At 71.2% G+C, this 21669-nt stretch carries 28 protein-coding genes; 16 read left to right on the top strand and 12 right to left on the bottom strand.

Annotated features, from left to right (window positions below; translation table 11 throughout):
- Positions 1-9 precede the first annotated feature (9 nt).
- The gene (locus VV01_RS03780) at positions 10-1434 is read left to right on the top strand and encodes an FAD-dependent oxidoreductase (protein ID WP_157508727.1); all 1425 of its coding nucleotides are present in this window, start codon (positions 10-12) and stop codon (positions 1432-1434) included.
- Here the strand turns inward: VV01_RS03780 and VV01_RS03775 are convergent.
- A complete protein-coding gene (locus VV01_RS03775) occupies positions 1425-2414 on the bottom strand; it encodes a helix-turn-helix transcriptional regulator (RefSeq protein WP_050668723.1) in 990 nt (329 codons plus the stop codon). The two genes, VV01_RS03780 and VV01_RS03775, sit on opposite strands and share 10 nt — an antisense overlap.
- Before the next feature lie 58 nt (positions 2415-2472).
- On the opposite strand from VV01_RS03775, the gene VV01_RS03770 reads away from it, so the two are divergent.
- The gene (locus VV01_RS03770; RefSeq protein WP_050668722.1) at positions 2473-2778 is read left to right on the top strand and encodes a DUF1905 domain-containing protein; all 306 of its coding nucleotides are present in this window, start codon (positions 2473-2475) and stop codon (positions 2776-2778) included.
- 118 nt (positions 2779-2896) lie between these two features.
- On the opposite strand, the gene VV01_RS03765 is transcribed toward VV01_RS03770, so the two are convergent.
- Positions 2897-3484, bottom strand: coding sequence for a TetR/AcrR family transcriptional regulator (locus VV01_RS03765; RefSeq protein WP_050668721.1), 588 nt, complete (start codon positions 3482-3484; stop codon positions 2897-2899).
- 103 nt (positions 3485-3587) lie between these two features.
- On the opposite strand from VV01_RS03765, the gene VV01_RS03760 reads away from it, so the two are divergent.
- Entirely contained in the window at positions 3588-4058 is a 471-nt protein-coding gene (locus VV01_RS03760; protein WP_050668720.1) for an SRPBCC family protein, read from the top strand.
- A 51-nt stretch (positions 4059-4109) separates the two neighbouring features.
- On the top strand, positions 4110-4505 hold the full coding sequence (locus VV01_RS03755) for a VOC family protein (RefSeq protein ID WP_050668719.1): 396 nt from the start codon (positions 4110-4112) through the stop codon (positions 4503-4505).
- Here VV01_RS03755 and VV01_RS03750 read toward each other — a convergent pair.
- Positions 4492-4848 carry a zinc ribbon domain-containing protein YjdM gene (locus tag VV01_RS03750; RefSeq protein ID WP_050668718.1) on the bottom strand — a complete coding sequence of 119 codons (357 nt, stop codon included), beginning with the start codon at positions 4846-4848 and terminating at the stop codon, positions 4492-4494. The genes VV01_RS03755 and VV01_RS03750 overlap by 14 nt on opposite strands.
- Positions 4841-5941: a redox-regulated ATPase YchF gene (gene ychF, locus VV01_RS03745; protein WP_050671702.1), complete on the bottom strand. Its 1101-nt coding sequence runs from the start codon at positions 5939-5941 to the stop codon at positions 4841-4843. The genes VV01_RS03750 and ychF overlap by 8 nt, the downstream gene beginning before the upstream one ends.
- 71 nt (positions 5942-6012) lie before the next feature.
- Between ychF and VV01_RS03740 the strand changes: the two genes are divergently transcribed.
- The 7 genes from VV01_RS03740 to VV01_RS03710 all read left to right on the top strand — a co-directional run bounded on the left by VV01_RS03740 (position 6013) and on the right by VV01_RS03710 (position 12308).
- Positions 6013-7542, top strand: coding sequence for a molybdopterin-dependent oxidoreductase (locus VV01_RS03740; protein ID WP_050668717.1), 1530 nt, complete (start codon positions 6013-6015; stop codon positions 7540-7542).
- An 89-nt stretch (positions 7543-7631) separates the two neighbouring features.
- Complete coding sequence (locus tag VV01_RS03735) at positions 7632-8330, top strand: fasciclin domain-containing protein (RefSeq protein ID WP_050668716.1); 699 nt, start codon at positions 7632-7634, stop codon at positions 8328-8330.
- 50 nt (positions 8331-8380) lie between these two features.
- Positions 8381-8947: an ECF RNA polymerase sigma factor SigK gene (gene sigK / locus VV01_RS03730; RefSeq protein WP_407942933.1), complete on the top strand. Its 567-nt coding sequence runs from the start codon at positions 8381-8383 to the stop codon at positions 8945-8947.
- Entirely contained in the window at positions 8944-9648 is a 705-nt protein-coding gene (locus VV01_RS03725) for an anti-sigma factor (RefSeq protein ID WP_050668715.1), read from the top strand. The genes sigK and VV01_RS03725 overlap by 4 nt, the downstream gene beginning before the upstream one ends.
- Positions 9645-10607 carry a DUF389 domain-containing protein gene (locus VV01_RS03720; RefSeq protein ID WP_050668714.1) on the top strand — a complete coding sequence of 321 codons (963 nt, stop codon included), beginning with the start codon at positions 9645-9647 and terminating at the stop codon, positions 10605-10607. The genes VV01_RS03725 and VV01_RS03720 overlap by 4 nt, the downstream gene beginning before the upstream one ends.
- A gap of 32 nt (positions 10608-10639) precedes the next feature.
- Positions 10640-11845 (top strand): DNA recombination protein RmuC, encoded by a 1206-nt coding sequence (locus tag VV01_RS03715; protein WP_050668713.1) that lies wholly within the window; start codon positions 10640-10642, stop codon positions 11843-11845.
- Between the two features lie 73 nt (positions 11846-11918).
- Complete coding sequence (locus VV01_RS03710; RefSeq protein ID WP_050668712.1) at positions 11919-12308, top strand: hypothetical protein; 390 nt, start codon at positions 11919-11921, stop codon at positions 12306-12308.
- Between the two features lie 16 nt (positions 12309-12324).
- Here VV01_RS03710 and VV01_RS03705 read toward each other — a convergent pair whose 3' ends face one another.
- The 6 genes from VV01_RS03705 to VV01_RS24580 all read right to left on the bottom strand — a co-directional run bounded on the left by VV01_RS03705 (position 12325) and on the right by VV01_RS24580 (position 16196).
- Positions 12325-12681: a thioredoxin family protein gene (locus VV01_RS03705; RefSeq protein WP_050668711.1), complete on the bottom strand. Its 357-nt coding sequence runs from the start codon at positions 12679-12681 to the stop codon at positions 12325-12327.
- Between the two features lie 22 nt (positions 12682-12703).
- Entirely contained in the window at positions 12704-13114 is a 411-nt protein-coding gene (locus tag VV01_RS03700) for a MerR family transcriptional regulator (RefSeq protein WP_050671700.1), read from the bottom strand.
- Between the two features lie 57 nt (positions 13115-13171).
- Positions 13172-13636, bottom strand: a complete 465-nt coding sequence (locus VV01_RS03695) for an NUDIX hydrolase (protein WP_082220804.1) — start codon at positions 13634-13636, stop codon at positions 13172-13174.
- Positions 13633-14661 (bottom strand): 4-hydroxy-3-methylbut-2-enyl diphosphate reductase, encoded by a 1029-nt coding sequence (locus VV01_RS03690; RefSeq protein ID WP_050671699.1) that lies wholly within the window; start codon positions 14659-14661, stop codon positions 13633-13635. Before VV01_RS03690 ends, VV01_RS03695 begins: the two co-directional genes overlap by 4 nt.
- A 44-nt stretch (positions 14662-14705) precedes the next feature.
- Entirely contained in the window at positions 14706-15983 is a 1278-nt protein-coding gene (locus VV01_RS03685) for a cytochrome P450 (protein WP_050668709.1), read from the bottom strand.
- A gap of 78 nt (positions 15984-16061) precedes the next feature.
- Positions 16062-16196: a hypothetical protein gene (locus VV01_RS24580; RefSeq protein WP_269431111.1), complete on the bottom strand. Its 135-nt coding sequence runs from the start codon at positions 16194-16196 to the stop codon at positions 16062-16064.
- Positions 16197-16309: 113 nt separating this feature from the next.
- Here VV01_RS24580 and xseA point away from each other — a divergent pair, with 113 nt between their 5' ends.
- Positions 16310-17536 (top strand): exodeoxyribonuclease VII large subunit, encoded by a 1227-nt coding sequence (xseA, locus tag VV01_RS03680; RefSeq protein WP_050668708.1) that lies wholly within the window; start codon positions 16310-16312, stop codon positions 17534-17536.
- Between the two features lie 10 nt (positions 17537-17546).
- Positions 17547-17804, top strand: a complete 258-nt coding sequence (locus tag VV01_RS03675) for an exodeoxyribonuclease VII small subunit (RefSeq protein WP_050668707.1) — start codon at positions 17547-17549, stop codon at positions 17802-17804.
- A 9-nt stretch (positions 17805-17813) separates the two neighbouring features.
- Here the strand turns inward: VV01_RS03675 and VV01_RS03670 are convergent, their stop codons facing one another.
- Entirely contained in the window at positions 17814-18608 is a 795-nt protein-coding gene (locus tag VV01_RS03670; protein WP_050668706.1) for an alpha/beta fold hydrolase, read from the bottom strand.
- 22 nt (positions 18609-18630) lie between these two features.
- On the opposite strand from VV01_RS03670, the gene VV01_RS03665 reads away from it, so the two are divergent.
- Entirely contained in the window at positions 18631-19005 is a 375-nt protein-coding gene (locus VV01_RS03665; protein WP_050668705.1) for a MerR family transcriptional regulator, read from the top strand.
- 1 nt (position 19006) lies between these two features.
- Here VV01_RS03665 and VV01_RS03660 read toward each other — a convergent pair whose 3' ends face one another.
- Complete coding sequence (locus tag VV01_RS03660) at positions 19007-19588, bottom strand: DUF4245 domain-containing protein (RefSeq protein ID WP_071606274.1); 582 nt, start codon at positions 19586-19588, stop codon at positions 19007-19009.
- Positions 19589-19696: 108 nt separating this feature from the next.
- On the opposite strand from VV01_RS03660, the gene glpX reads away from it, so the two are divergent.
- Both glpX and VV01_RS03650 read left to right on the top strand, forming a co-directional pair.
- On the top strand, positions 19697-20710 hold the full coding sequence (glpX, locus tag VV01_RS03655; protein ID WP_050668703.1) for a class II fructose-bisphosphatase: 1014 nt from the start codon (positions 19697-19699) through the stop codon (positions 20708-20710).
- 13 nt (positions 20711-20723) lie between these two features.
- Positions 20724-21638 carry a carbohydrate kinase family protein gene (locus VV01_RS03650; RefSeq protein ID WP_050668702.1) on the top strand — a complete coding sequence of 305 codons (915 nt, stop codon included), beginning with the start codon at positions 20724-20726 and terminating at the stop codon, positions 21636-21638.
- Positions 21639-21669 lie beyond the last annotated feature (31 nt).

Here is a 21669-nt window from a genome sequence, read left to right as displayed (position 1 = left end):
GTGGTGCGGGTGCGTGTCGCGATCAGCGGGGGCTCGGCGGTCGGTGCCACCAGCGCGCTGCTGTTCGCCCGCAGTGGCTGGGAGGTCCTGCTCGTCGAGCCCGAGACGCGCCGGTTCGTCGGTGACGGCGGCCTGCCCGAGACCGCACCACGACCGGGTGCCCCGCACGCCGTCCACGCGCACGGGCTGATGTCACGAGCCCGCTACGAGCTGCGGCACCGCCTGCCCGACGTCTACGACGACCTGCTCGCGCACGGTGGCACCGAGGTCACCCTGGACCGACTCTGCCCGCCGGCGCTCGTGGACGGCGGCCGTGATCAGGACGACGACTTCACCTGCCTGCGTTCACGCCGGGTGCTCCTCGACCACACACTCGGGACCGCGGTCCGCGCTACTCGCGAGATCGTCGAGATCGCCTCTCGCGCAACGGGACTCGAGATCGACGCGACGGGTTCGGTGCCGCGCGTGACCGGCGTACGCGTCGACGGTGCGACCGAGCGCGCGGACCTCGTCATCGACGCGGGCGGACGCCGGTCACCCGTCTCGTCGTGGTTGGCACGAGCCGGCGTCGAGCAGCCCGTGCAGGTCGACCCGGGCGAGGTGACGTACTACTCGCGGCACTACCGGTTCGAGCGCGAGCTGCGCATGAACCGTGGCTTCGCCGACGCGCACCTGTTCGGCTCGGTGCACCAGTTCATGTTCCTCGGCGACAGCAGCACCGCGATGGTCGCCCTGTGCACGCACGACGCCGACCCGCTGCTCAAGCGGCTGCGCCACCCGGAGGCGTGCGAGGCGGTGCTCGGCGCCAACGAGGACTTCGCCGAGTGGTACGCCGTGCTCGAACCCGTCTCGCCGGTGTTCGCGCTCGGCTCCATCGACAACAGGATGCGGTCGCTGGTGCGCGACGGGCGCCCGCTCGTGCGCGGCCCGGCTCAGGTGGGCGACAGCCTCGCGATGACGAATCCCACTCGTGGCCGGGGCATCTCGATGGGCCTGGCCGCCGCCGGGCGGCTGCACGACCTCGCCCAGGAGCACACCGGCGACGACCTGACCCACTCGTACGACGCCTGGCAGCGCGACAGCCTCGCGCCGTACTACCGAGAGGCGAGCGCGAGCGACACGACGATGACGTCGGCGCTGCGCGCGTCGCTGCACGGTACGCCGGTGCCGCCCAACGCACCCGACCTCGAGCTGCCGCACGGTCACCCGGTGAGCGCCGACGAGGTCGAGCGGGCGGCCCGTCTCGACCCGGACCTGTTCAGGGTGGTGCTGCGCGCCAGCATGGTGCTCGACGACGAGCGCCGGATCGCCTCACCCGAGGTCGTCGAGCGCGTACGCCGCATCGGGGCTCCCGCCGCGGCTCCTGCGCCACCGCCGACCCGCCGCCTCGACGACCGGGCCGAGCTGGTGGGTCTGCTCGCCGACTACGCCTGACACTGCGGGTCGGACTCGTCGTCGGCAGGACCGGCGGCGTCGAGCAGGCGTTGGCCGAGCGCTCGTGCCGTCGCCCTCAGCTCAGGCCCGTGCACGATGCGGTAGTCGGCCGGGATCGTGGCGAGCTGCTCGGCGTAGAACCAGGGGTTGCTGGTGCTGCCGACGAGCCGGGTGGTCTCGGCGTCGACCGCCTCGAGCCGGCCGATCGAGCGCGGCACGCAGCGCTGCAGCCGGTCGATCGGCCCGTCGATGACGACCTCGACGTCGTACTCCCACCCGACCGCGAGGTGGTCCTCGAGCATCGCGACCGCGTCGAGGTCGGGCGGCGGGACGAACGACGTGTCGAGCAGCTCGGCCGCACGGACGCGGTCGATGCGGTAGGCCCGTTGCGCGTCGACCGTGTGCGAGTGGCACATGAGGTACCAGCGGCCGTGGCGTACGACGACCGCCCACGGGTCGACCTCGGCGACCCACTCGGTGCCCGCCTCGGTGCGGTAGTCGATGCGTACGCGACGCTGGTCGACGCAGGCCTGCACGAGCGTGCTCGTCGTGGTGGGGTCGGGCCTGGCCGCCGACCGGTCGGTCGCGGCGGCGGCCCGCTGCCGGACCATCTCGGCCTGAGCGGCGACCGGCTCGGGCAGGGCGCGCACGATCTTGCCGAGGCCGCTGCCGACCGGGTCGGTGGGGTCACCGGCGTCACGGTGGCCGTCGAGCACGGCCATCACCAGGCCGAGCGCCTCGGTGGCGCTGAACACCAGCGGCGGCAGCCGCAGTCCGCGCCCGACGCGGTAGCCGCCGTACGGGCCACGCTCGGACTCGATCGGGATGTCGGCCTCACGCAGGATCGCGACGTAGCGGCGGGCCGCGCGTTCGGAGACGCCGAGCTTGTAGGCGAGCCGATCGGCGGAGATGCCGGGACTGCCCTGGATCAGCTCGAGGGCCAGCAGCGCCCGAGCGGTGGGGCTCGTGTCACCAGCCACGGTGGGTCACTCCTTGATGCGGCAGCGTTTCGACCGGCACCGAATCTAGTCTCGGACCATGACAGGCGATGCTCTCGAGGTCACCGGTGAGGTCTGGTACTGGCGCGGCCCGGCGCCGTACCACTTCGTCACCGTGCCCATGCCCCAGGCCGAGGAGATCCGCGAGATCGCGGCCGAGGTGACCTACGGCTGGGGCATGATCCCGGTGAGCGGCCGGCTCGGCGCGACGGAGTTCACGACGTCGCTGTGGCCCAAGGACGGCGGCTACGTCGTACCACTGAAGGACGCCGTACGCCGCGCCGAGCAGATCGACCTCGACGACACGGTGACCGTCCACCTCACGATCGCCCCGCGCGACCGCTAGCCCATCTGCGGCCCCACCCTCGAGCGCCCCACATCTCGACGACCCGTACCCGTCCGATGACCGGGCCCCTGACAACCGCGGGGTGCCTCGTCACCCGACGGGGTGGCGTGGCGTGCCTTCAGCCCGGCACGACCGAGCAGGCGAGGTCGCGGGCGCGGTCGAGCGCGGCATCGTCACCGAACAGCTCGCGCCGAGAGTTGGCGGCGCCCAGGTAGGCGTCGATGCAGAACGCGTCACGCGCCGGGTCGTCGGACCCAGCGGTCGCGAGCTCGGCCTCCAGCAGGTCGAGCCACTCTCGCTTGAGCCGGCGTACGGCGTCGGCGACCGGGCCGTCGCGGTGGCCGAACTCGACGGTCGTCGCTGCGACGAAGCAGCCGCCCGGGAAGGTGCCGGCCCGCAGGTAGGCGACCCAGGAGTCGAGCAGGGCCAGCAACCGCTCGCGCCCTGGCTCGATGTGCCAGACCGGCGTGATCACCGTGCTGATGTAGATGCGCCGCGCCTCGGCGACCGCTCCCACCTGGATCGCCTCGCGCGTCCCGAACACCGTCAGGATGCCGCTCTTGCTGAGGCCGGTCGCCGCCGCGAGTGCGCCTACCGAGATGGAGTCGAGGCCGTGGGTGGTGGCGATGTCGGCGGCAGCACGCGCGGCCGTACGCCGGGTGGCGTCGCCGCGCGCGCGTCGGCCGTCGGTGGCGTGCTCGGTCATGCCGCGCAGTTTATGCGACCGACTGGACGCAAACCACTGGTCGACGCTAGCGTCGACAACAAGGCGTCCGAGCGGACGCATAGATCACGTCGCAGGAGGGGCCATGCCCACGTCGTACGACACCCGGCTGGAGTCCAGCACCGACATCGCCGCCCCGCCGGAGCAGGTCTGGTCGCTCGTCGGCGACGTGCTGCGGATGCCCGAGTGGAGCCCCCAGGTCGACTCGACGCGGCTGCGGTCCGGCTTCGAGCGCCTGGAGCTCGGCGCCGAGTTCACCAACAAGAACAGCCAGGGCGAGCTGGAGTGGGTCACCCACGGCCGGGTCGTGCGCTGGGCGCCCGGCCGCGAGGTCGCGTTCCGCATCGAGGAGAACTGGACGGTGTGGTCGTACACCCTGCAGCCGTACGCCGACGGCACGCGCCTCACGTTGCGACGCGAGGCGCCGGACGGTCTCTCCGACGCGTCGCGGTCGAGCATCGACGACTGGTTCGGTGGGCCGGACACCTTCGCCGCGACGATGCGCGACGGCATGGACCGCACGCTCGCCGCCATCAAGGCCGCCGTCGAGGGCTGACCACCCCATCGTTCAGTTGCTGCGTGGCACAGGCCGATCCAGACTCAGCCCATGAGCCTCTTCCGGACTCCTCAGATCGTCCTGTTCACGCGCGACATCGAACGTGCTGTCACGTTCTACAGCGCGCTCGGATTCGAGGAGGCGTTCCGTACGCCGGAGGTAGGCACACCCATCCACGTCGACCTCGTGCTCGACGACTACCGGATCGGCCTCGCCGCCGAGTCCAGCACCCGACATGACCACGGCCTCGACCCGGTCGCCGTCGGTCAACGCGCCGCGGTGATCCTCTGGACGGACGACGTTCGTGCGGGCCATGCACGGCTCATCGAGCTCGGTGCGAAGCCGATCAAGGCGCCAGCGCCATGGCTCGATCACCTGCTCATCGCGTGGGTCGAGGACCTCGACGGACATCTCGTCCAGGTCGTGCAGGCCGTCAGACCTTCTTGACGACGCTCGACTTCAGCTGCATCTGGCCGAAGCCCGGGACCTTGGCGTCGATGTCGTGGTCGCCGACGCCATCGGTGATCAGTCGGATGTCGCGCACCTTGGTGCCGACCTTGACTACGCCACCCCCGGCGCCCTTGACCTTGAGGTCTTTGACGATCGAGACGGTGTCGCCGTCGGCGAGCTCGTTGCCGACAGCGTCCTTGACCACGCGTATGGCGTCGCTCTCGTCAGTCTCACCGGGCGCCCACTCGTGGCCGCACATCGAGCAGACCAGCAAGGCACCCTGCTCGTAGGCGTACTCGCTCTTACACTCGGGGCACGGCGGCAGCTGCGGGTCAGACATTGAAGCGGAACTCCACCACGTCGCCGTCCTGCATGACGTAGTCCTTGCCCTCCATGCGCGCCTTGCCCTTGGCGCGAGCCTCGGCGACCGAACCGGTCGCGACCAGGTCCTCGAACGAGATGACCTCGGCCTTGATGAAGCCCTTCTGGAAGTCGGTGTGGATCACACCGGCCGCCTGAGGCGCGGTCGCACCCTGCGGGATCGTCCACGCACGCGACTCCTTGGGGCCGGCCGTGAGGTAGGTCTGCAGGCCGAGCGTGTGAAAACCCTTGTGCGCCAGCTGATCCAGGCCGCGCTCGGTGATGCCGACCGACTCCAGCAGCTCGGCGGCGTCCTCGTCGTCGAGCTCGGCGACCTCGGACTCGAGCTTGGCGTTGAGGAAGATCGCGTCGGCCGGAGCGACCAGCGCCTGCATCTCGCTCTGGAACGCCTCATCGGTGAGCTGGTCCTCGTCGACGTTGAACACGTAGACGAACGGCTTGGTGGTGAGCAGACCGAGCTGACGCGTGTAGGTCGTGTCGATGTCGGTGTTGCCGGCGTGGATCGCGGCGTACAGCGTCTGCCCCGCCTCGAGCACCGTGCGTGACGCGAGCGCCGTGTCGAGGAGTTCAGAGGACTTCTTGTCGTCCTTTTTCTGCCTGACCTCCTTCTCGATGCGCGGGATCGCGTTCTCGAGGGTCTGCAGGTCGGCGAGGATCAGCTCGGTGTTGATGGTCTCCATGTCGGACGCCGGCGAGACCTTGCCGTCGACGTGCGTGACGTCGTCGTCGACGAACGCGCGCACGACCTGGCAGATCGCGTCGGCCTCACGGATGTTGGCGAGGAACTTGTTGCCCAGGCCCTCACCCTCGGACGCTCCGCGCACGATGCCGGCGATGTCGACGAACGACACGGTCGCGGGCAGGATCTTCTCCGACCCGAAGATCTCGGCGAGCTGCTTCAGCCGGGGGTCGGGCAGCGGCACGACACCGACGTTGGGCTCGATCGTCGCGAACGGGTAGTTCGCGGCGAGCACGTTGTTCTTGGTCAGTGCGTTGAACATGGTCGACTTGCCGACGTTGGGAAGTCCGACGATTCCGATGGTGAGTGCCACGGGGACAAGAGTGTAGGTGCTCGGCTGCGTGGCGGCCCCATCCGCAGAGGCCGCCGCACCGAACACCGGTCATGACCCCTTCCCGAGCGCGAGCCGCGCTCGTCGGCATCATCGCTGCCGTCGCCGGTATGGCAGCGGGCCACCTGGTCGCGGCACTCACCCGAGCCGAGGCCTCACCGGTGCTCGCGGTCGGATCAGCGGTGATCGACCGCACGCCCACATCTGTGAAGACCTGGGCCATCCGTCAGTTCGGCACCGCCGATAAGCCCGTGCTCCTGGCGTCGGTCGCGGTCGGCACGCTCCTGCTCGCTGCTGCGGCGGGACTGCTCGCGCGCCGGTGGCTGCCGGCCGGGTTCGCGCTGCTGCTCGCCCTGGTCGGGCTCGCGGCGTCCGCCGCGCTGTCACGTCCCGCAGCCGGCGCGGCGTACGTCGTGCCGTCGCTGGTGACCGCAGTGGTCGCCGCAGCCGTCCTGTGGGTGCTGCTGCCCGTACGCGCGAACGCCCTCGGTGGCCTGACGGCGTACCCGTCCGGCATGGACACGCGGCGCGGGTTCCTCATCGGGTCGGGTGCGGTCGTCGCCGCATCGGCGGGTGCCGCCGTGCTCGGGCAGCGGCTCTCGGAGTCGGACCCGACCCGCGGCGTACGCCTGCCCTCCGCTGCGCAGACGCGACCGCCGCTCCCCCGCGGCCTGGAGACCACTGACCGGCAGATCACGCCACTGCGTACGCCGAACGCCGGGTTCTACCGCGTCGACACCGCGCTCAGCGTGCCCAAGGTCGACCGCGACAGCTGGGAGCTGCGCATCGACGGCGACGTCCGCAAGCCCTACACGCTGACCTACGCCGACCTGCGCACCATGCCGCTGATCGAGCGCGACATCACCATGACCTGCGTCAGCAACGAGGTGGGTGGGCAGTACGTCGGAGGCGCCCGCTGGCTCGGTGTCCGCGTCGCCGACCTGCTCGCGCGCGCCGAGGTGATCGACCCGGACCACCCCGGCCGACAGGTGCTCAGCCGATCGGTGGACGGGTTCACCGTCAGTACGCCGTTGGGTGCGCTCACCGACGACCGTGACGCACTGCTGGCGATCGGCATGAACGGTGCGCCGCTCCCGGCGACGCACGGCTTCCCCGCCCGCCTCGTGACACCCGGGCTGTACGGGTTCGTCGGTTCGACCAAGTGGGTCACCCGGCTCACGGTGACGACGTACGACGCGGCCGAGGCCTACTGGACCAAGCGCGACTGGGCTACTGACGCCCCGGTCAAGCCCTCCGCCCGTATCGACACGCCGGCGAGCCTGGCGCAGGTGAAGCGCGGTGTCGTCACCATCGGCGGCGTCGCCTGGGCACAGCGGCACGGCGTGGCCAAGGTCGAGGTGTCGATCGACGAGAAGCCTTGGCAGCCGGCGCAGCTCGGCCCCGACATCAACGTCGACTACTGGCGCCAGTGGATCCTGAGAGCACCGCTCTCTGAACCCGGGAGGCACTCGATCCGGGCACGTGTCACGGACGGAAGCGGTCGCGTACAGGACGACACCAGAGCCCCTGTGTTCCCGTCCGGCTCGTCCGGCATCCAGGAAGTCGTCGTCATGGTGACGTAAGCGAAAAACATTGCGGCACAGACCGATCCGGCGATCGGCCTGCTCCGAACCACGCATGACAGACCACACCGGATCGAAGGAGTACGACCATGAAGACGACCTCCCGCCGCAGCCTCGCCGCTGCGCTCGTCCTCTCGCTTCCGCTGGCGCTGGGCGCCTGCGGCTCCAGCGACGACAGCGGCTCGGGCGACAGCAGCGCGGCAGCCTCGTCGGCAGCGACCCCGGCCGCCTCCGACTCGTCCATGGCGGGCAGCAGCTCTGACACGGCGGCGCCGTCCAGCTCGGCCGCCGGCAACGGGATGGATCAGGCCGCAGCGCCGTTCGGGCCGGGCTGTGCGGCCGTGCCGAAGTCGGGCAAGGGCTCGTTCTCCGGCATGGCGCAGGACCCGGTCGCCACCGCCGCGAGCAACAACCCGGCGCTGTCCACCCTGGTGACCGCCGTCAAGAAGGCAGGCCTCGTCGACACGCTCAACAACGCCAAGGACATCACGGTCCTCGCACCGACCAACGACGCGTTCGACAAGGTGCCGAAGGCCACGATGGACAAGGCGATGGGCGACCCGAAGGGCCTGCTGACCACGGTGCTCACCGGTCACGTCATCCAGGGCAAGCTCACGCCGGAGCAGCTCGCGGGCACCCACAAGACGCTCTCGGGCAGCACCGTCAAGGTGACGGGTTCGGGCGAGTCGTTCACGGCCGACACCAACGCCAAGGTGGTCTGCGGCAACGTGCAGACCGCCAACGCCACGGTCTACATCATCGACTCGGTGCTGCTGCCGAAGAGCTGAGCAGGTGCATCGTGACCGCCGTCGCCGCTCCCCGTCGCCCATCCGTCATCATGGGCGACATGGCACCGGCCGGTCACGATCTCGCAGACCTGCTCGCCGCGGTCTCACGCGGCGAGCAGGTCGCGTTCTCGCGCCTGTACGACGCCACGGCCCCGCGGGTCCACGGTCTGGTGCTGCGCGTGCTGACCGACCCCGCCCAGTCCGAGGAGGTCACCCAGGAGGTGTTCCTCGAGATCTGGCGCACGGCAACGAAGTTCGACCCCTCTCGCGGATCGGCGCTCGGCTGGTTGCTGACGATCGCCCACCGCCGCGCGGTCGACCGCGTACGAGCCTCGTCCGCAGCCCGCGCCCGCGACGCGACCTACGAGCGACAGGCGACGCCGACGTCGTACGACAGCACCGCCGAGACCGTGACGGCACGACTCGACGCCGAGCGGGTCCGCGGCGCGATGGCGCTGCTCACCGACATGCAACGCGAGGCGGTCGAGCTGGCGTACTTCGGCGGCCGCACCCACACTGAGGTCGCCGAGACCCTCGGCATCCCGCTCGGGACGGCCAAGTCCCGCATCCGAGACGGCCTGAACCGGCTACGAGACCACATCGGAGGTGACCGATGAACGACGACATCCACGAGCCGGCTGCCGCCTACGCCCTCGGGGCGGTCGACGACATCGAGCGCGCCTCCTTCGAGCGCCACCTGCGCACCTGCGAGCGCTGCCGGGCCGAGGTCGCCTCGTACGACGAGGCCGTGCTCTCGCTCGCGACGTCGGCACCCGAGGTCGCTCCCCCGCCGTCCTTGAAGGCGAGCGTCATGGCCGCCCTGCCTCCCCAGGAGCCGTCCGACCGTCGTACGGCGCCACGTACGGCGCCCGCCCGGCCCTGGCTGACACGCACGCGAGTGCTCGTCGCGGCTGCGGCCGTCGCCGTGCTCGCGGTCATCGGAGTGGGCGTGGCCCAGCCGTGGCAGCAGCCGACCTCCGTCGCCGCGCTCTCGCCCGCAGAGCGCGTCCGCCTGTCGGCCGACGCGCAGCAGCACACGGCCGCGGTGGGCGACGCGCGCCTCGTCGTCACCACGTCACGGTCGGCGGGTGCGGCCACGGTCCAGACCGAGCGCATGCCCGACGCGCCCAAGGGTCACGTCTACCAGGCGTGGTTCCTGGACGCGGCCGGCACGCCCCGCTCGGCCGGCATCATGACCGGCGCCCAGCCTCAGCTGCTGCAGGGGACACCGGGCGCGAGCCTGGCGGTCACCGTCGAGCCGACGGGCGGCTCGGCTGCGCCCACAACGGCCCCTGTCGTGCGAGTCTCCTTGGTATGAGCCTGCTCGTCCACCTGCGACTGGTGGTCCCGGTCGACCTGACCGACGACGTACGCCACATCCTCGCCGACCACGACTGCGCCACGAACGTCGTTGTCCTGCAGGGGGTTTCGCTCAAACCTGCCGGAGACGTGATCGAGGCCGACGTCGCGCGTGAGGCGGCCAGCGACGTGCTCGACGCGCTCTCGGCGACGGGCCTGGAGCAGCGCGGCGGCATCACGATCTCCGAGCCGTCCAGCACACCGTTCGCGGCCGCCCGTCGCATCGCCGACGCCGCCCCCGGCGATGCCGACGACGCGGTCATCTGGCCCCAGATGATCGACAGCGCCTACGCGGGGAGCCGGCCGACGTTCACGTACGGCGTGTTCCTGGTGCTCGCGACCGTGCTGGCCGCGATCGCCGTCATCACCGACTCGTCCGTGCTCGTCGTGGGCGCCATGGTGGTCGGGCCCGAGTTCGCGTCGGTCGCCGCCATCTGCACCGGGGTCATCCTGCGGCGCTGGTCGCTCGCGGCCCGCAGCCTCACGCTGCTGCTGCTCGGCTTCGCCGCTGCGATCGCCGTGGTCACCGCCCTGGCGCTCATCGGCGCAGCCACCGGTCTGATCACCGACGACATGGTGACGCGGGCCCGGCCGCAGACCGGGTTCATCTGGCACCCGGACCGCTGGTCGTTCATCGTCGCCGTGGTCGCCGGCGCGGCGGGCGTGCTGGCGATGGCCACGCAGAAGAGCAGCGCCATGGTCGGCGTGTTCATCTCCGTCACGACCGTGCCCGCCGCGGGCAACCTGGCCCTCGGGCTCGCCGTCCGCGACCGGCACGAGATCGTCGGCAGCGCGACCCAGCTGGGTGTCAACCTCGTCGGCATGGTCGCGGCCGGCGTCGTCACCGTCGCGGTGCTGCGGCTGGTCTGGCACCGCGTCGGTCGTCGTACGACGGCCGCCCCGGCGCGGCTGCCCTGACGCTGTCGGTGCCACCTGCCAGGGTGAGCGCCATGGAGATCGTGCTCGCCCTCGTCGCCGGCCTGCTGCTCGGCGCCACCCTGGCGTGGCTGTGGCTGCGCCAGTCCTTCGTCGCGCACAGCGCTGCCCTGGCCACCGAGCGCGACCTCCTGCGCGAGCGCGTCGTCGACCTCGAGGCGGCCGTGAGCGACGACGCCCAGACGGCGTCGGTGCTGCTGCCCCTGCGCGACGCGCTCGGGCGGGTCGAGCGCCAGGTCACGACCCTCGAGCGCGATCGTGTCCAGCAGTACGGCGAGCTCGCCGCACGTCTCACCGACGTCACCGGCAGCACGGCGGCGCTGCGCGACCAGACCGCCTCCCTCGCAGGCGCCCTCAACTCCTCGACCACCCGCGGCATGTGGGGCGAGGTCCAGCTGCGGCGCATCCTCGAGCACGCCGGCATGCTCGCGCACTGCGACTTCGACGAGCAGGTCACCGCCACCAGCCGCCACGAGTCGCGCATCCGCCCCGACGTGGTCGTGCGCCTGCCCGGCGACAAGGTGCTCGTCGTCGACAGCAAGGCACCGCTCACCGCGTTCCTCGCCGCGCAGGCCGACGACGTGCCCGACGACGAGCGGCAGGCCCGTCTGGCCGAGCACGCCCGCCACCTGCGTTCTCACGTCGACGGGCTCGCCGCCAAGGAGTACTGGTCGGCCTTCCGTACGACGCCCGAGATGGTCGTGTGCTTCGTGCCCGGTGACGCGATCCTCGTCGCAGCGCTCGCGGCCGACCCGACCCTGCTCGACCGGGCCATGGCCCGGCGGGTCGTGCTCGCCTCACCGAGCACGCTGCTCGCCGTGCTGCGCTCGGTCGCGTTCACCTGGCAGCAGGAGGCCCTGTCGGGCAGCGCGCGCGAGCTGCTCGCGCTGGGCAAGGAGCTCTACGCCCGGCTCGCCACCCTCGGCAAGCACACGTCCGACATGGGCGCCTCGCTGCGTCGGTCGGTCGAGACCTACAACGCGATGGTCGGCTCGCTGGAGTCCCGGGTGCTCGTGACGGCGCGGCGCATGAGCGAGCTCGACCTCACGGCCGACCCTCTCGCGACGGTCGAGCCGGTGCAGTCCGCGCCCCGGCCGCTCACCGCCCAGGAGCTCATCGACGCGGTCGACGTCGACGTCGCCCGCCCCCAGCTCGACCTCGACCTCGCGACACCCCGCCGCGAGGTCGAGCCGCGACGCCAGGACGGCGAGACCGCCTGACCTCAATAGTCGTGCGATGCGCCGCACCACGTGAATAGCGTGAATGCTCCATCACTGCAACGAAGGAGCACGTATGCGTCACGTCCTGCGTAGGAGCACCTCCGGCGCCGCCGCCGCGCTCGCACTGGTCGCCACCGCGGCCCTGACGCCGGCACAGGCGGACGAGCACAACCAGTGGCGGTTCCAGACCCGGTACGCCGAGACGCTGGGAGAGTTCTGGTCCTACGGCGAGCACCTCTACATCGACGACTACAAGGCAGACGGTCACGGCGCCGCTGCGCAGTGGCGTTACTTCGGCAGCACGGTGGTGCGGGGCACGTACCACAACGGCGGAGGCTACGGCAGCTCCAAGGAGTTCAACCTCAGCTTCCCCGAGGGCACCGAGATCGACTGGCGAGCGTGCCTCCAGGACGGCAACGGACCGGTGTTCTCCTGCGGTCCCTGGCGCACGACCATCGCCTGAGAGCGACGCGCGCCGATCAGCGCACGACCGCAGTCAGGTGCTCGTCCAGCCAGCGCAGCACCACCGGTCGCGAGCGCGCGCCGACCATCTCGGCGACACGCTCGCCGGCGACGTACAGCTGCAGGGTCGGCATGCCGAGGACGCCGGTCGCCCGCATGGTCTCGGGGTTGCGGTCGCCGTCGAGCGCGACGACGCGCAGCGTCTCTGAGCGCTCGTGGGCGACCTGCTCGATCACCGGGCTCATCTGGCGGCACGGGCCGCACCAGTCGGCCCAGAACTCCACCAGCACGGGCTGGTCGGCGGCGAGGACGACCTCGGCGAAGTCGGCGTCGGTGACCGGCGTCAGGGCCGGTGCAGCAGTCGAGACGGACATGGGCTCTCCCTCATCAGGTGCGTCACCCGGCCGGTGCGGCCGGGTGGGAGGTGAGCTCGCACTGCGGCGGACCGGCCGCACGGGTGAGCAGCGCGACGTCGAGCTGGTCCTGCAGCTCGCGGCGTACGGACTGCATCCGCTCCAAGTAGTCGTCGACCTCGGCCAGCTTGCGCCGGTAGACCGCGATCGAGTCGGCGCACACGCCGGCCAGGTCGTGGCCCGAGCGCAGGCAGTCGACGAACGGCTTGGTCTCGGCGAGCGCGAAGCCCAGGTCGACCAGTGACCGGATCTCCTGCACAGCGCGCACGTCGGACTCGTCGTACGTGCGGTGGCCGTTGCCGTCACGCGTCGCCCGGATGAGTCCGAGCGCCTCGTAGTGCCGCAGGGTGCGCGTGGTCACGCCCACCCGCTGTCCGAGCTCACCGATCCGCATGTCGAGCACCTCCGTGCCGGACGTTAGGCCTTGACGTCGACGACAAGGCAAGCGATTTCAGTCTGCCGTCACCCGTTCGACCGCCATGGCGCAGATGTCGACCAGCTGGTCGTTCGAGAGTGGAAGGTGCTCCAGCTCCGCGAGGCTCACCCATCTCGCCTCGAACACGTTGCCGACCTCTCCGTCCTCGAGGCCGTCCAACGACAGGTGGACCGCCGCGGGCAACCGCACGGTGAAGAACGCCGCGTCGTTGACGTAGTGGACGCCGTCGAAGGAGGACTCGTGCTGGCCGGTGTGGAACTGCTCGCTCAGGACCGACGGCGCGATCTCGACGCCGGTCTCCTCCCGGAGCTCCCGCACCGCAGCCGCGCGCAACGACTCACCGGGCTCGACGCCGCCGCCGACGGTGAACCAGTAGTGCCTCGCCGGCCGCGCCGGGTCACACCCTCGGAGCAGCAGGACCTCGTCGCGCTCGTTGACGGCGACGACCCGCGCCGTACGCCGACGGACGGAGTCGCTCAGTGCAACGACCCGGCGTCGTGGCGGACCTTGCCGGCGTCGCTGCCGTCGCGCGCCTTGAGGTCGCGTCGCAGCTCGTTGGGCAGCGCGAACAGCAGGCTCTCCTCGGCCGCCGTGACGGCCGAGACGTCCTCGTAGCCGCGCTGAGCGAGGAAGTCGAGCACGTCGCGCACCAGGACCTCCGGCACCGAGGCGCCTGAGGTGACGCCGACGGTGGTGACGCCCTCGAGCCAGGCCTCGTCGATCTCGTCGGCGTAGTCGACCAGGTGACCGTCCTTGGCGCCGTGCTCGAGCGCGACCTCGACCAGGCGCACCGAGTTGGAGGAGTTGGTCGAGCCGACCACGATCATCAGGTCGGTCTCGGGGGCCATCTGCTTGACCGCGAGCTGGCGGTTCTGGGTGGCGTAGCAGATGTCGTCCGAGGGCGGGTCCTGCAGCTGGGGGAACTTCTCGCGCAGCCGGCGTACGGTCTCCATCGTCTCGTCGACCGACAGCGTGGTCTGCGAGAGCCAGACGACCTTGTCGGGGTCGCGCACCTCGACCTCGTCGACGTGCTCGGGGCTCTGCACGAGCGTGATGTGCTCGGGCGCCTCACCGGAGGTGCCGACGACCTCCTCGTGCCCCTCGTGGCCGATGAGCAGGATGTCGTAGTCGTCGTCGGCGAACCGCACGGCCTCGCGGTGCACCTTGGTGACCAGCGGGCAGGTGGCGTCGATGGTCTTCAGGCTCAGCTGCTTGGCCTCGTCGTGGACGACGGGCGCGACGCCGTGCGCGGAGAAGATCACCGTGGCGCCCTCGGGCACCTCGTCGGTCTCGTCGACGAAGATCGCGCCGCGCTTCTCCAGCGTGGTCACGACGTGCTTGTTGTGGACGATCTGCTTGCGCACGTAGACGGGCGGGCCGTAGAGGTCGAGCGCCTTCTCCACCGTCACCACGGCCCGGTCGACGCCCGCGCAGTAGCCGCGAGGTGCGGCCAGCAGCACGCGCTTGGTGTCGGTCTGCGCCTGGGCGGAGGTGGGAGCAGTCATGCCGACCATCGTAGGTGCGCGGTGGCGTCCACGACGAAGCCGGTTCAGCGCGCGGTCAGCCGCACGCGCAGTCCGGCGGGTACGAGCAGCCCGCCGAACGACTCCGTCGCGGTCTGCTCGCGCTGCAGGTCGAAGCGCGCCACCAGCCACGCCGTGATCAGCGTGAGCTGGAGCATCCCGAGCTGAGCGCCGACGCAGACGCGCGGACCGGCCCCGAACGGCACGTACGCGTGACGTACGGGTGCGGGCGCGCCCGGCAGCCAACGACGCGGACGGAAGTCCTCGGGCTGGTCCCAGAACCGGCCGTCGCGGTGCAGCAGGTAGGGGCTGAACACCACCTCGGCACCCCGGGTCAGTCGCCAGGACCCGAGCGTGGTGTCGTGCCGCGCGTGCCGTCCGATCAGCCAGGTCGGGGGCCGCAGTCGCAGCACCTCGCGGACGAACGCCGCCGTCTGCACGAGCGCGGCCACGTCGGGGCGGCGCAGGTCGTGCGCGTCGACCTCGGCCCGGACGACCCCGGCGTGCTCGGGCTGGTCGAGCAGGGTGTCGACGACCCAGCTCATCGCGGCGGCCGGGACGCCGTACCCGGCCATGAGGACGCCCCGCAGAAAGCGTTGGGCGTCGCCGTCGCTCACCCGCGGGTCGGCGAGCAGGAGCTGGTCGAGCAGGTCACGAGGCTCGTGCTGTCCCGGCTCGCGTTCCAGCTCCGTCCCGCGGGTGCGCACCGCCGTCCCGAGGCCGTCCCACAGCTGCGCGCGCAGCTCGACGAACGTGCGCGTCGACCGGGTCGGCAACCACGACGGCAGCCGGTACGACGTGCCGCCGACAGGCACGAGCGCGGCGGTGCTCGCCGCGACGAGCTCGGGTACGCCGGCGGCGCTGCGGCCGAGGCAGAAGTCGGCCGTCGCGGCACCGAGCAGGCGCTCCATGGTGGGCAGCACGTCGATGCTCCCCGAGCCGGTGAACGTCGCGTCGAACATCCCCGCCAGACGGTCGACGTGGGCTCCGACGGCCGACCGCGACAGCCGATGCCAGCCCACTCGACGGGCGGCCATCCACTCGTCGGCGCTGGTGTCGGCGCCGTCGAGGTCGCGCTCGTTGCTGAACGGGCTGCCGTCGCCGTCGAAGTCGGTGTTGGTGCGGGTGAGAACGCCGTGGATCAGCTCGGGGTCCGCGACGACGACCGTGCGTCGGTCGTAGGAGAAGACGTCACCGAACTCCGCGTGGGCCCGGCGCAGGAAGCCGACCCGGTCACGGTCGTACTCCAGGGTGTTGCCGAGCAGGCGCGACGTACGCGGCCCCGGCGGTCGGTCGTACCTCATCGCACCCCTCCCGCGGATGCGGCCGGGCCCGCGGCGACGAGTGTCGTCCACGGGCCCGGCTGCGGTGATGATGCTGTGTCAGTTCCAGTAGGTGTAGCGGCCACCGAGCTGCGTACGGCGGGTGGCGCGGGCGAGAACCTGCTTGACGACCTTGGCCATGGCTGACTCCTCATCTTCGGGTGCGCTGTTGCGCACGCTCTCAGGTGCGATCACCTTCTCCCCGAGCACGACGGCGCGCCACCCGCGAATCACCAAGAGTTGGCCAAGACTTCGGTCGGCTGCGGCCCGCAGCACGCCCGTCGGAGGCAGGCGTTAGCGTGCCGCCTGTGACCACACCCCTGCCGGAGCGCGCGGCCGACACCTCGGCCGAGCAGCCCTGGCCGGTGCGCAGGCTGAGCCTGAAGATCTCCGAGTACGTCGACAAGATGTCGCCACTGTGGGTCGAGGGCCAGGTCGTCCAGCTCAACCGGCGTCCGGGCACCTGCTACCTCACGCTGCGCGACACCGAGGTCGACATGTCGCTGTCGGTGACGGTGCCGGTCAACACGCTCGACGCGATGGGTGTGGCCGTCCGCGAGGGCGCCCGGGTGGTCGTGCACGCCAAGCCGACGTTCTGGACCAAGCGCGGCTCACTGCACCTCGACGCGCGCCAGATCCGGCCCGTCGGCGTCGGTGAGCTGCTCGCGCGGCTGGAGCACCTCAAGCAGCTGCTGCGGAGCGAGGGCCTGTTCGACAGCTCGCGCAAACGACCGCTGCCGTTCCTGCCGCGCACCGTCGGGCTCATCACCGGCCGTGCCGGCGCCGCCGAGAAGGACGTCGTCGAGAACTCCCGACGCCGTTGGCCCGCCACGAGATTCGAGATCCGCAACGTCGCGGTGCAGGGCCCTGACACGGTGCCCGGCGTCACCGAGGCGCTGGGTGAGCTCGACGCCCTGCCCGAGGTCGACGTCATCGTGATCGCCCGCGGCGGTGGCGCGTTCGAGGACCTTCTGCCGTTCAGCAACGAGGCCCTCGTCCGGGCCGTCGCCGAGACCCGTACGCCGGTGGTCTCGGCCATCGGTCACGACGTCGACACTCCCCTGCTCGACTTCGTCGCCGACGTCCGCGCCTCGACGCCCACCGACGCGGCCAAGCACATCGTCCCGTCACTCCAGGAGCAGCTCGCCGGGCTGGCCGCCACGCGCGAGCGCGCTCGTCGCGCGGTGCACCACCGGTTCGCGGCGGAGCGCAGGCACCTCGACTCCCTGCGCAGCCGGCCGGTCCTCGCCGACCCGCACACCCTCGTACGCACCCGGCGGGCCGAGATCGACGCGCTGCGCGAGCGGACGACGTACAGGCTGCGCTCGCGCGTCGAGCGAGCGAGCGACCAGATCGGCCACCTGCGGGCCCAGGTACGAGCGCTGTCACCGCTGCAGACCCTCGAGCGCGGGTACGCCGTGGTCCGGCTCGAGGACGACACGGTCGTGACGGACCCGGCCCAGGTCGAGGACTCCCAGGAGATCCTCAGGGTCTCGGTCGCGCGGGGAGACTTCCGTGTCAGGCCGGCCACGTAGGGTTGTCGTCATGTCTGGCACCGAGCAGAGCCTGTCCGAGCGCATCGACCTGTCCGCGCACCCCGATATCGCCGAGCTCGGTTACGAACAGGCGCGTGACGAGCTCACGACCATCGTCGCCAAGCTCGAGGGCGGGCAGGCCCCGCTCGAGGAGTCGATGAAGCTCTGGGAGCGCGGCGAGCTGCTGGCTCAGCACTGCCAGGCGTGGCTCGACCAGGCCGAGGAGCGCCTCACCGCCCAGGACGACAACGCCTCCGACGAGGACTGACCCCTCGCCTCACACACCGTGGCGGTCCAGGAACGCCGCGACCAGGGCTGCCCACTCGACGACCTCGGGAGCGGTGAAGATGTGTCCAGCCCCGGGCAGCTCCACGAGCTCGGCCTCCGGGATGCCGCGCGCCAGGTCACGTGTCGATCCCGGCAGCACGATCCGGTCCTGACCGGCCGCGATCACGAGGGTCGGCACGCTGATGCCGGGCAGACGGTCGGTGAGATCGACGCGCGGTGCGAGCTCCATCTGCGGCGCGCGCAGCGCAGCTGTCTGCTGCAGCCCTGCCGCCATCGCGTCCAGCACCTCGGACCTGGTCTGCTCGTCCCTGTCCGCAAGCACAGCCGGGCTCTCGGCGAGCACCAGCATCCGGGCCAGCGCGTCGACGCGGCCGTCGGCGGCGAGCACGGCGTACTGCTCCGCGAACGTCGTCAGCTGGCTGTCGCCGCGGGGAAAGCCGACGGTCAGCACCAGCGCGCTCACCCGATCCGGATGGCGTAGCGCGGCGGTGATGGCCACGGCCGAGCCGAGCGACAGCCCCAGCACCGGGAAGTGTGAGAGCCCGTGCGAGACCGCCGTGTCCACGAGCTCGTCGGCGAGGTCGTCCAGCTGAAGCGGTGCACCGGCGACCGGTCGCGACCCGCTGCCGGGGTAGTCGCGCCCGAGGAGCGTCCGCCGATGCCTCAGCTCGCCGACGAGCCCGCCGAAGTTGTCGTCGAAGGACCCGCCCGCACCGTGGGCGAGCAGCAGCGCCGGACCTGCGCCGTGGACGTGGGCGTGCGGTGTCGTGGAATGAGGAAGCATGGCGGCGACGCTAGGTACTGACATGGATGTCAAGGTCAAGGCCGAGTCGTCGCCGCTGCTCATCGGTGACCTGTCCCGGTGCACCGACGCCTCACCGCGATCGCTGCGGCACTACGAGGCGGTCGGCCTGATCCGGGCGCGGCGGGCTGCCAACGGATTTCGTGAGTACGACCCCGAGACGGTCACGCAGGTGCGTCGGATTCGCGCGCTCCTGGCCGCGGGCTTCAACCTGGCTGCTGTCGCCACGATCCTGCCGTGCCTCGACGACGACGCCGAGCACCTGCAGATGTGCCCGGACGTGGCGGCGCAGGTGCGCCGGACGCTCGGCTCGATCGCCGAGCAGAGCGAGGAGCTGATGCGCCGTCGTCAGGAGATCGAGCGACTCATCGGCTCGTAGCTCAGGCGCCGGGCTTGAGCGTGCCGGCGAAGTGCTGCAGCTCGTCCCAGCCGGCCTTGCCCGTCACGACGGTGTCGAGGCCGCCGAGCGGGCCGGTGCGCACGAGACTGCGCTGGTCCTTGTCGGTGTTCTCGAACTTCGTCCAGGTGGTGCCTCCGACGCTCACCGACCCGATCGCCTGACCGAACCCGGTCTGGTCCTTGAACCAGCCGTCCGAGCCGCCCTTGGTCTGCTCGAGCGAGACGAACTTGCCCGACGGCGCCTGATAGCCGGCGTGCCAGGTCGGCGCCTTGCCGTCGTACTTCAGCAGGCGCACGTTGGTCGCGACCCACTGCGCGGGCAGGCCCTGCGGCAGGGCGACCTGCCACTTCTGCTGAGCGCCGACCTCGCGGGCGATGCCGGGCACGTCCTGGACCTCGCGCGGGACGGTGCTGACCCGCGGCACCATCGCGAGCCACACGGCGCACCCCGCGACCAGCACGACCATCGAGATGATCATGCTGCGGGCGGAACCGCCCATCCCCCGACGTCGCTGGGGCGCGGGTGCCGGCGCTGCGGGGGCGGTCTGCGGTGTCGTGCTCACCGCACCATCGTCCCTGATCTGCGTCTCGCGGGCGAACCGGGCCCGGTCGGCGGTCCGAGCGCTCGATAGAGTCGCCCTCAGTCACCCGCTACTGCCCGAGGAGTACCCATGTCTGCGGACAGCACGCCCACCAGCCCCGAGGTCCCTGACCGCAACCTGGCTCTTGAGCTCGTCCGCGTGACCGAGGCCGCCGCGATGGCCGGTGGCCGTTGGGTCGGCCGCGGTGACAAGAACGGCGCCGACGGTGCGGCCGTCGCCGCGATGCGCAGCCTCATCTCCTCGGTCAGCATGAACGGCACCGTCGTGATCGGCGAGGGCGAGAAGGACGACGCCCCCATGCTGTTCAACGGCGAGCAGGTCGGCGACGGCACCGGCCCCGAGGTCGACGTCGCGGTCGACCCGATCGACGGCACCACCCTCACCGCCAAGGGCATGACCAACGCCGTCTCGGTCCTCGCCGTCAGCGAGCGCGGGTCGATGTACGACCCGAGCGCGGTGTTCTACATGGACAAGCTCGCGACCGGTCCCGAGGCCGCCGACGTCGTCGACATCCGCCTTCCGGTCGCCGAGAACATCAAGCGGGTCGCCAAGGCCAAGAAGCGCGGCGTCTCCGACGTGACGGTGGTGCTGCTCGACCGCCCGCGCCACGAGCAGATCGCCTCCGAGATCCGCGAGGCCGGCGCCCGCATCCGCTACATCTCCGACGGTGACGTCGCCGGCGCCATCATGGCCGCCCGCGAGGACACCGGCATCGACCTGCTGCTCGGCATCGGCGGCACGCCCGAGGGCATCATCGCCGCGTGCGCGATCAAGTGCCTCGGCGGTGTGCTCCAGGGCCAGCTGTGGCCCAAGGACGACGACGAGCGCCAGAAGGCCCTCGACGCCGGCCACGACCTCGACGCCGTGCTGTCCACCGACGAGCTCGTGACCAGCGACAACTGCTTCTTCGTCGCCACCGGCATCACCGACGGTGAGCTGCTCAAGGGCGTCCGCTACCGCTCCGGCGGCTGCACCACCCAGTCGCTGGTGATGCGCTCCAAGAGCGGCACGATCCGCGTCATCGACGGCCACCACCAGCTGTCCAAGCTGCGTGAGTACGCCGCCGTGGACTTCGAGCGCTGAGCCCAGCGCACCCATGAGTCGCTCGCTCGTCGTCGGTGAGGCGCTGGTCGACATCGTCCGCGCCGCCGACGGCTCGGTGCGCGAGCACCCCGGTGGCAGTCCGCTCAACGTCGCGATCGGTCTCGCGCGGCTCGGTCACGACGTCGAGCTCGCGTGCTCCATCGGCGACGACGCCCACGGTGCAGCGGTCCGCGCTCATCTGGCGGCCGACGGCGTACGACTGAGCCCGGGCAGCACGTCGGCCGCACGTACGTCGACCGCGACGGCCACGCTCGACGAGTCCGGTTCTGCCACCTACGAGTTCGACATCGAGTGGGCACCGCCCGCACTGCCGGGCGGATTCGCGCACCTGCACACCGGTTCGATCGGAGCGGTGCTCCAGCCGGGTGCGACGACGGTGCGCGAGGCGGTCGAGGCTGCTCGTGCGACGACGACGATCTCCTACGACCCCAACGCCCGCCCTTCGCTGATGGGCGACCCGCACGACGTGCGCTCCGACGTCGAGCAGCTCGTCGGGCTGTCCGACGTGGTCAAGGCGAGCGACGAGGACGTGCGCTGGCTCTACGGCGACGACGTGTCGCTCGGCCAGGTGGCCGGCCTGTGGGCACGTCTCGGGCCGCGTCTTGTCGTCATCACGCGAGGCGGCGAGGGTGCGCTCGCGCACGTCGCGCCCACCGAAGACGTCGTCGACCTGCCCGGCCGGACCGTCGAGGTGGTCGACACGGTGGGCGCTGGCGACTCGTTCATGTCGGGCTTGCTGTCGGGACTGCTCGACGCCGGCCTGCTCGGCGGTCCGGACGCCCGCGACCGGTTGCGTACGGCCACCCTGGCGCAGGTCCGTCCAGCGCTGGAACGCGCCCTCGCGACGTCAGCGATCACGGTCTCGCGGGCGGGCGCCCAGCCCCCGACACGCGCCGAGCTCGGCTGAGCGGTGTCCGTGCTCGATGTGATGATCGAGC

It is taken from the genome of Luteipulveratus halotolerans (assembly GCF_001247745.1).
GTDB lineage: Bacteria > Actinomycetota > Actinomycetes > Actinomycetales > Dermatophilaceae > Luteipulveratus > Luteipulveratus halotolerans.
Note: the sequence above shows the minus strand (reverse complement) of the source record. Positions and strands in the feature narration are given on the sequence as shown.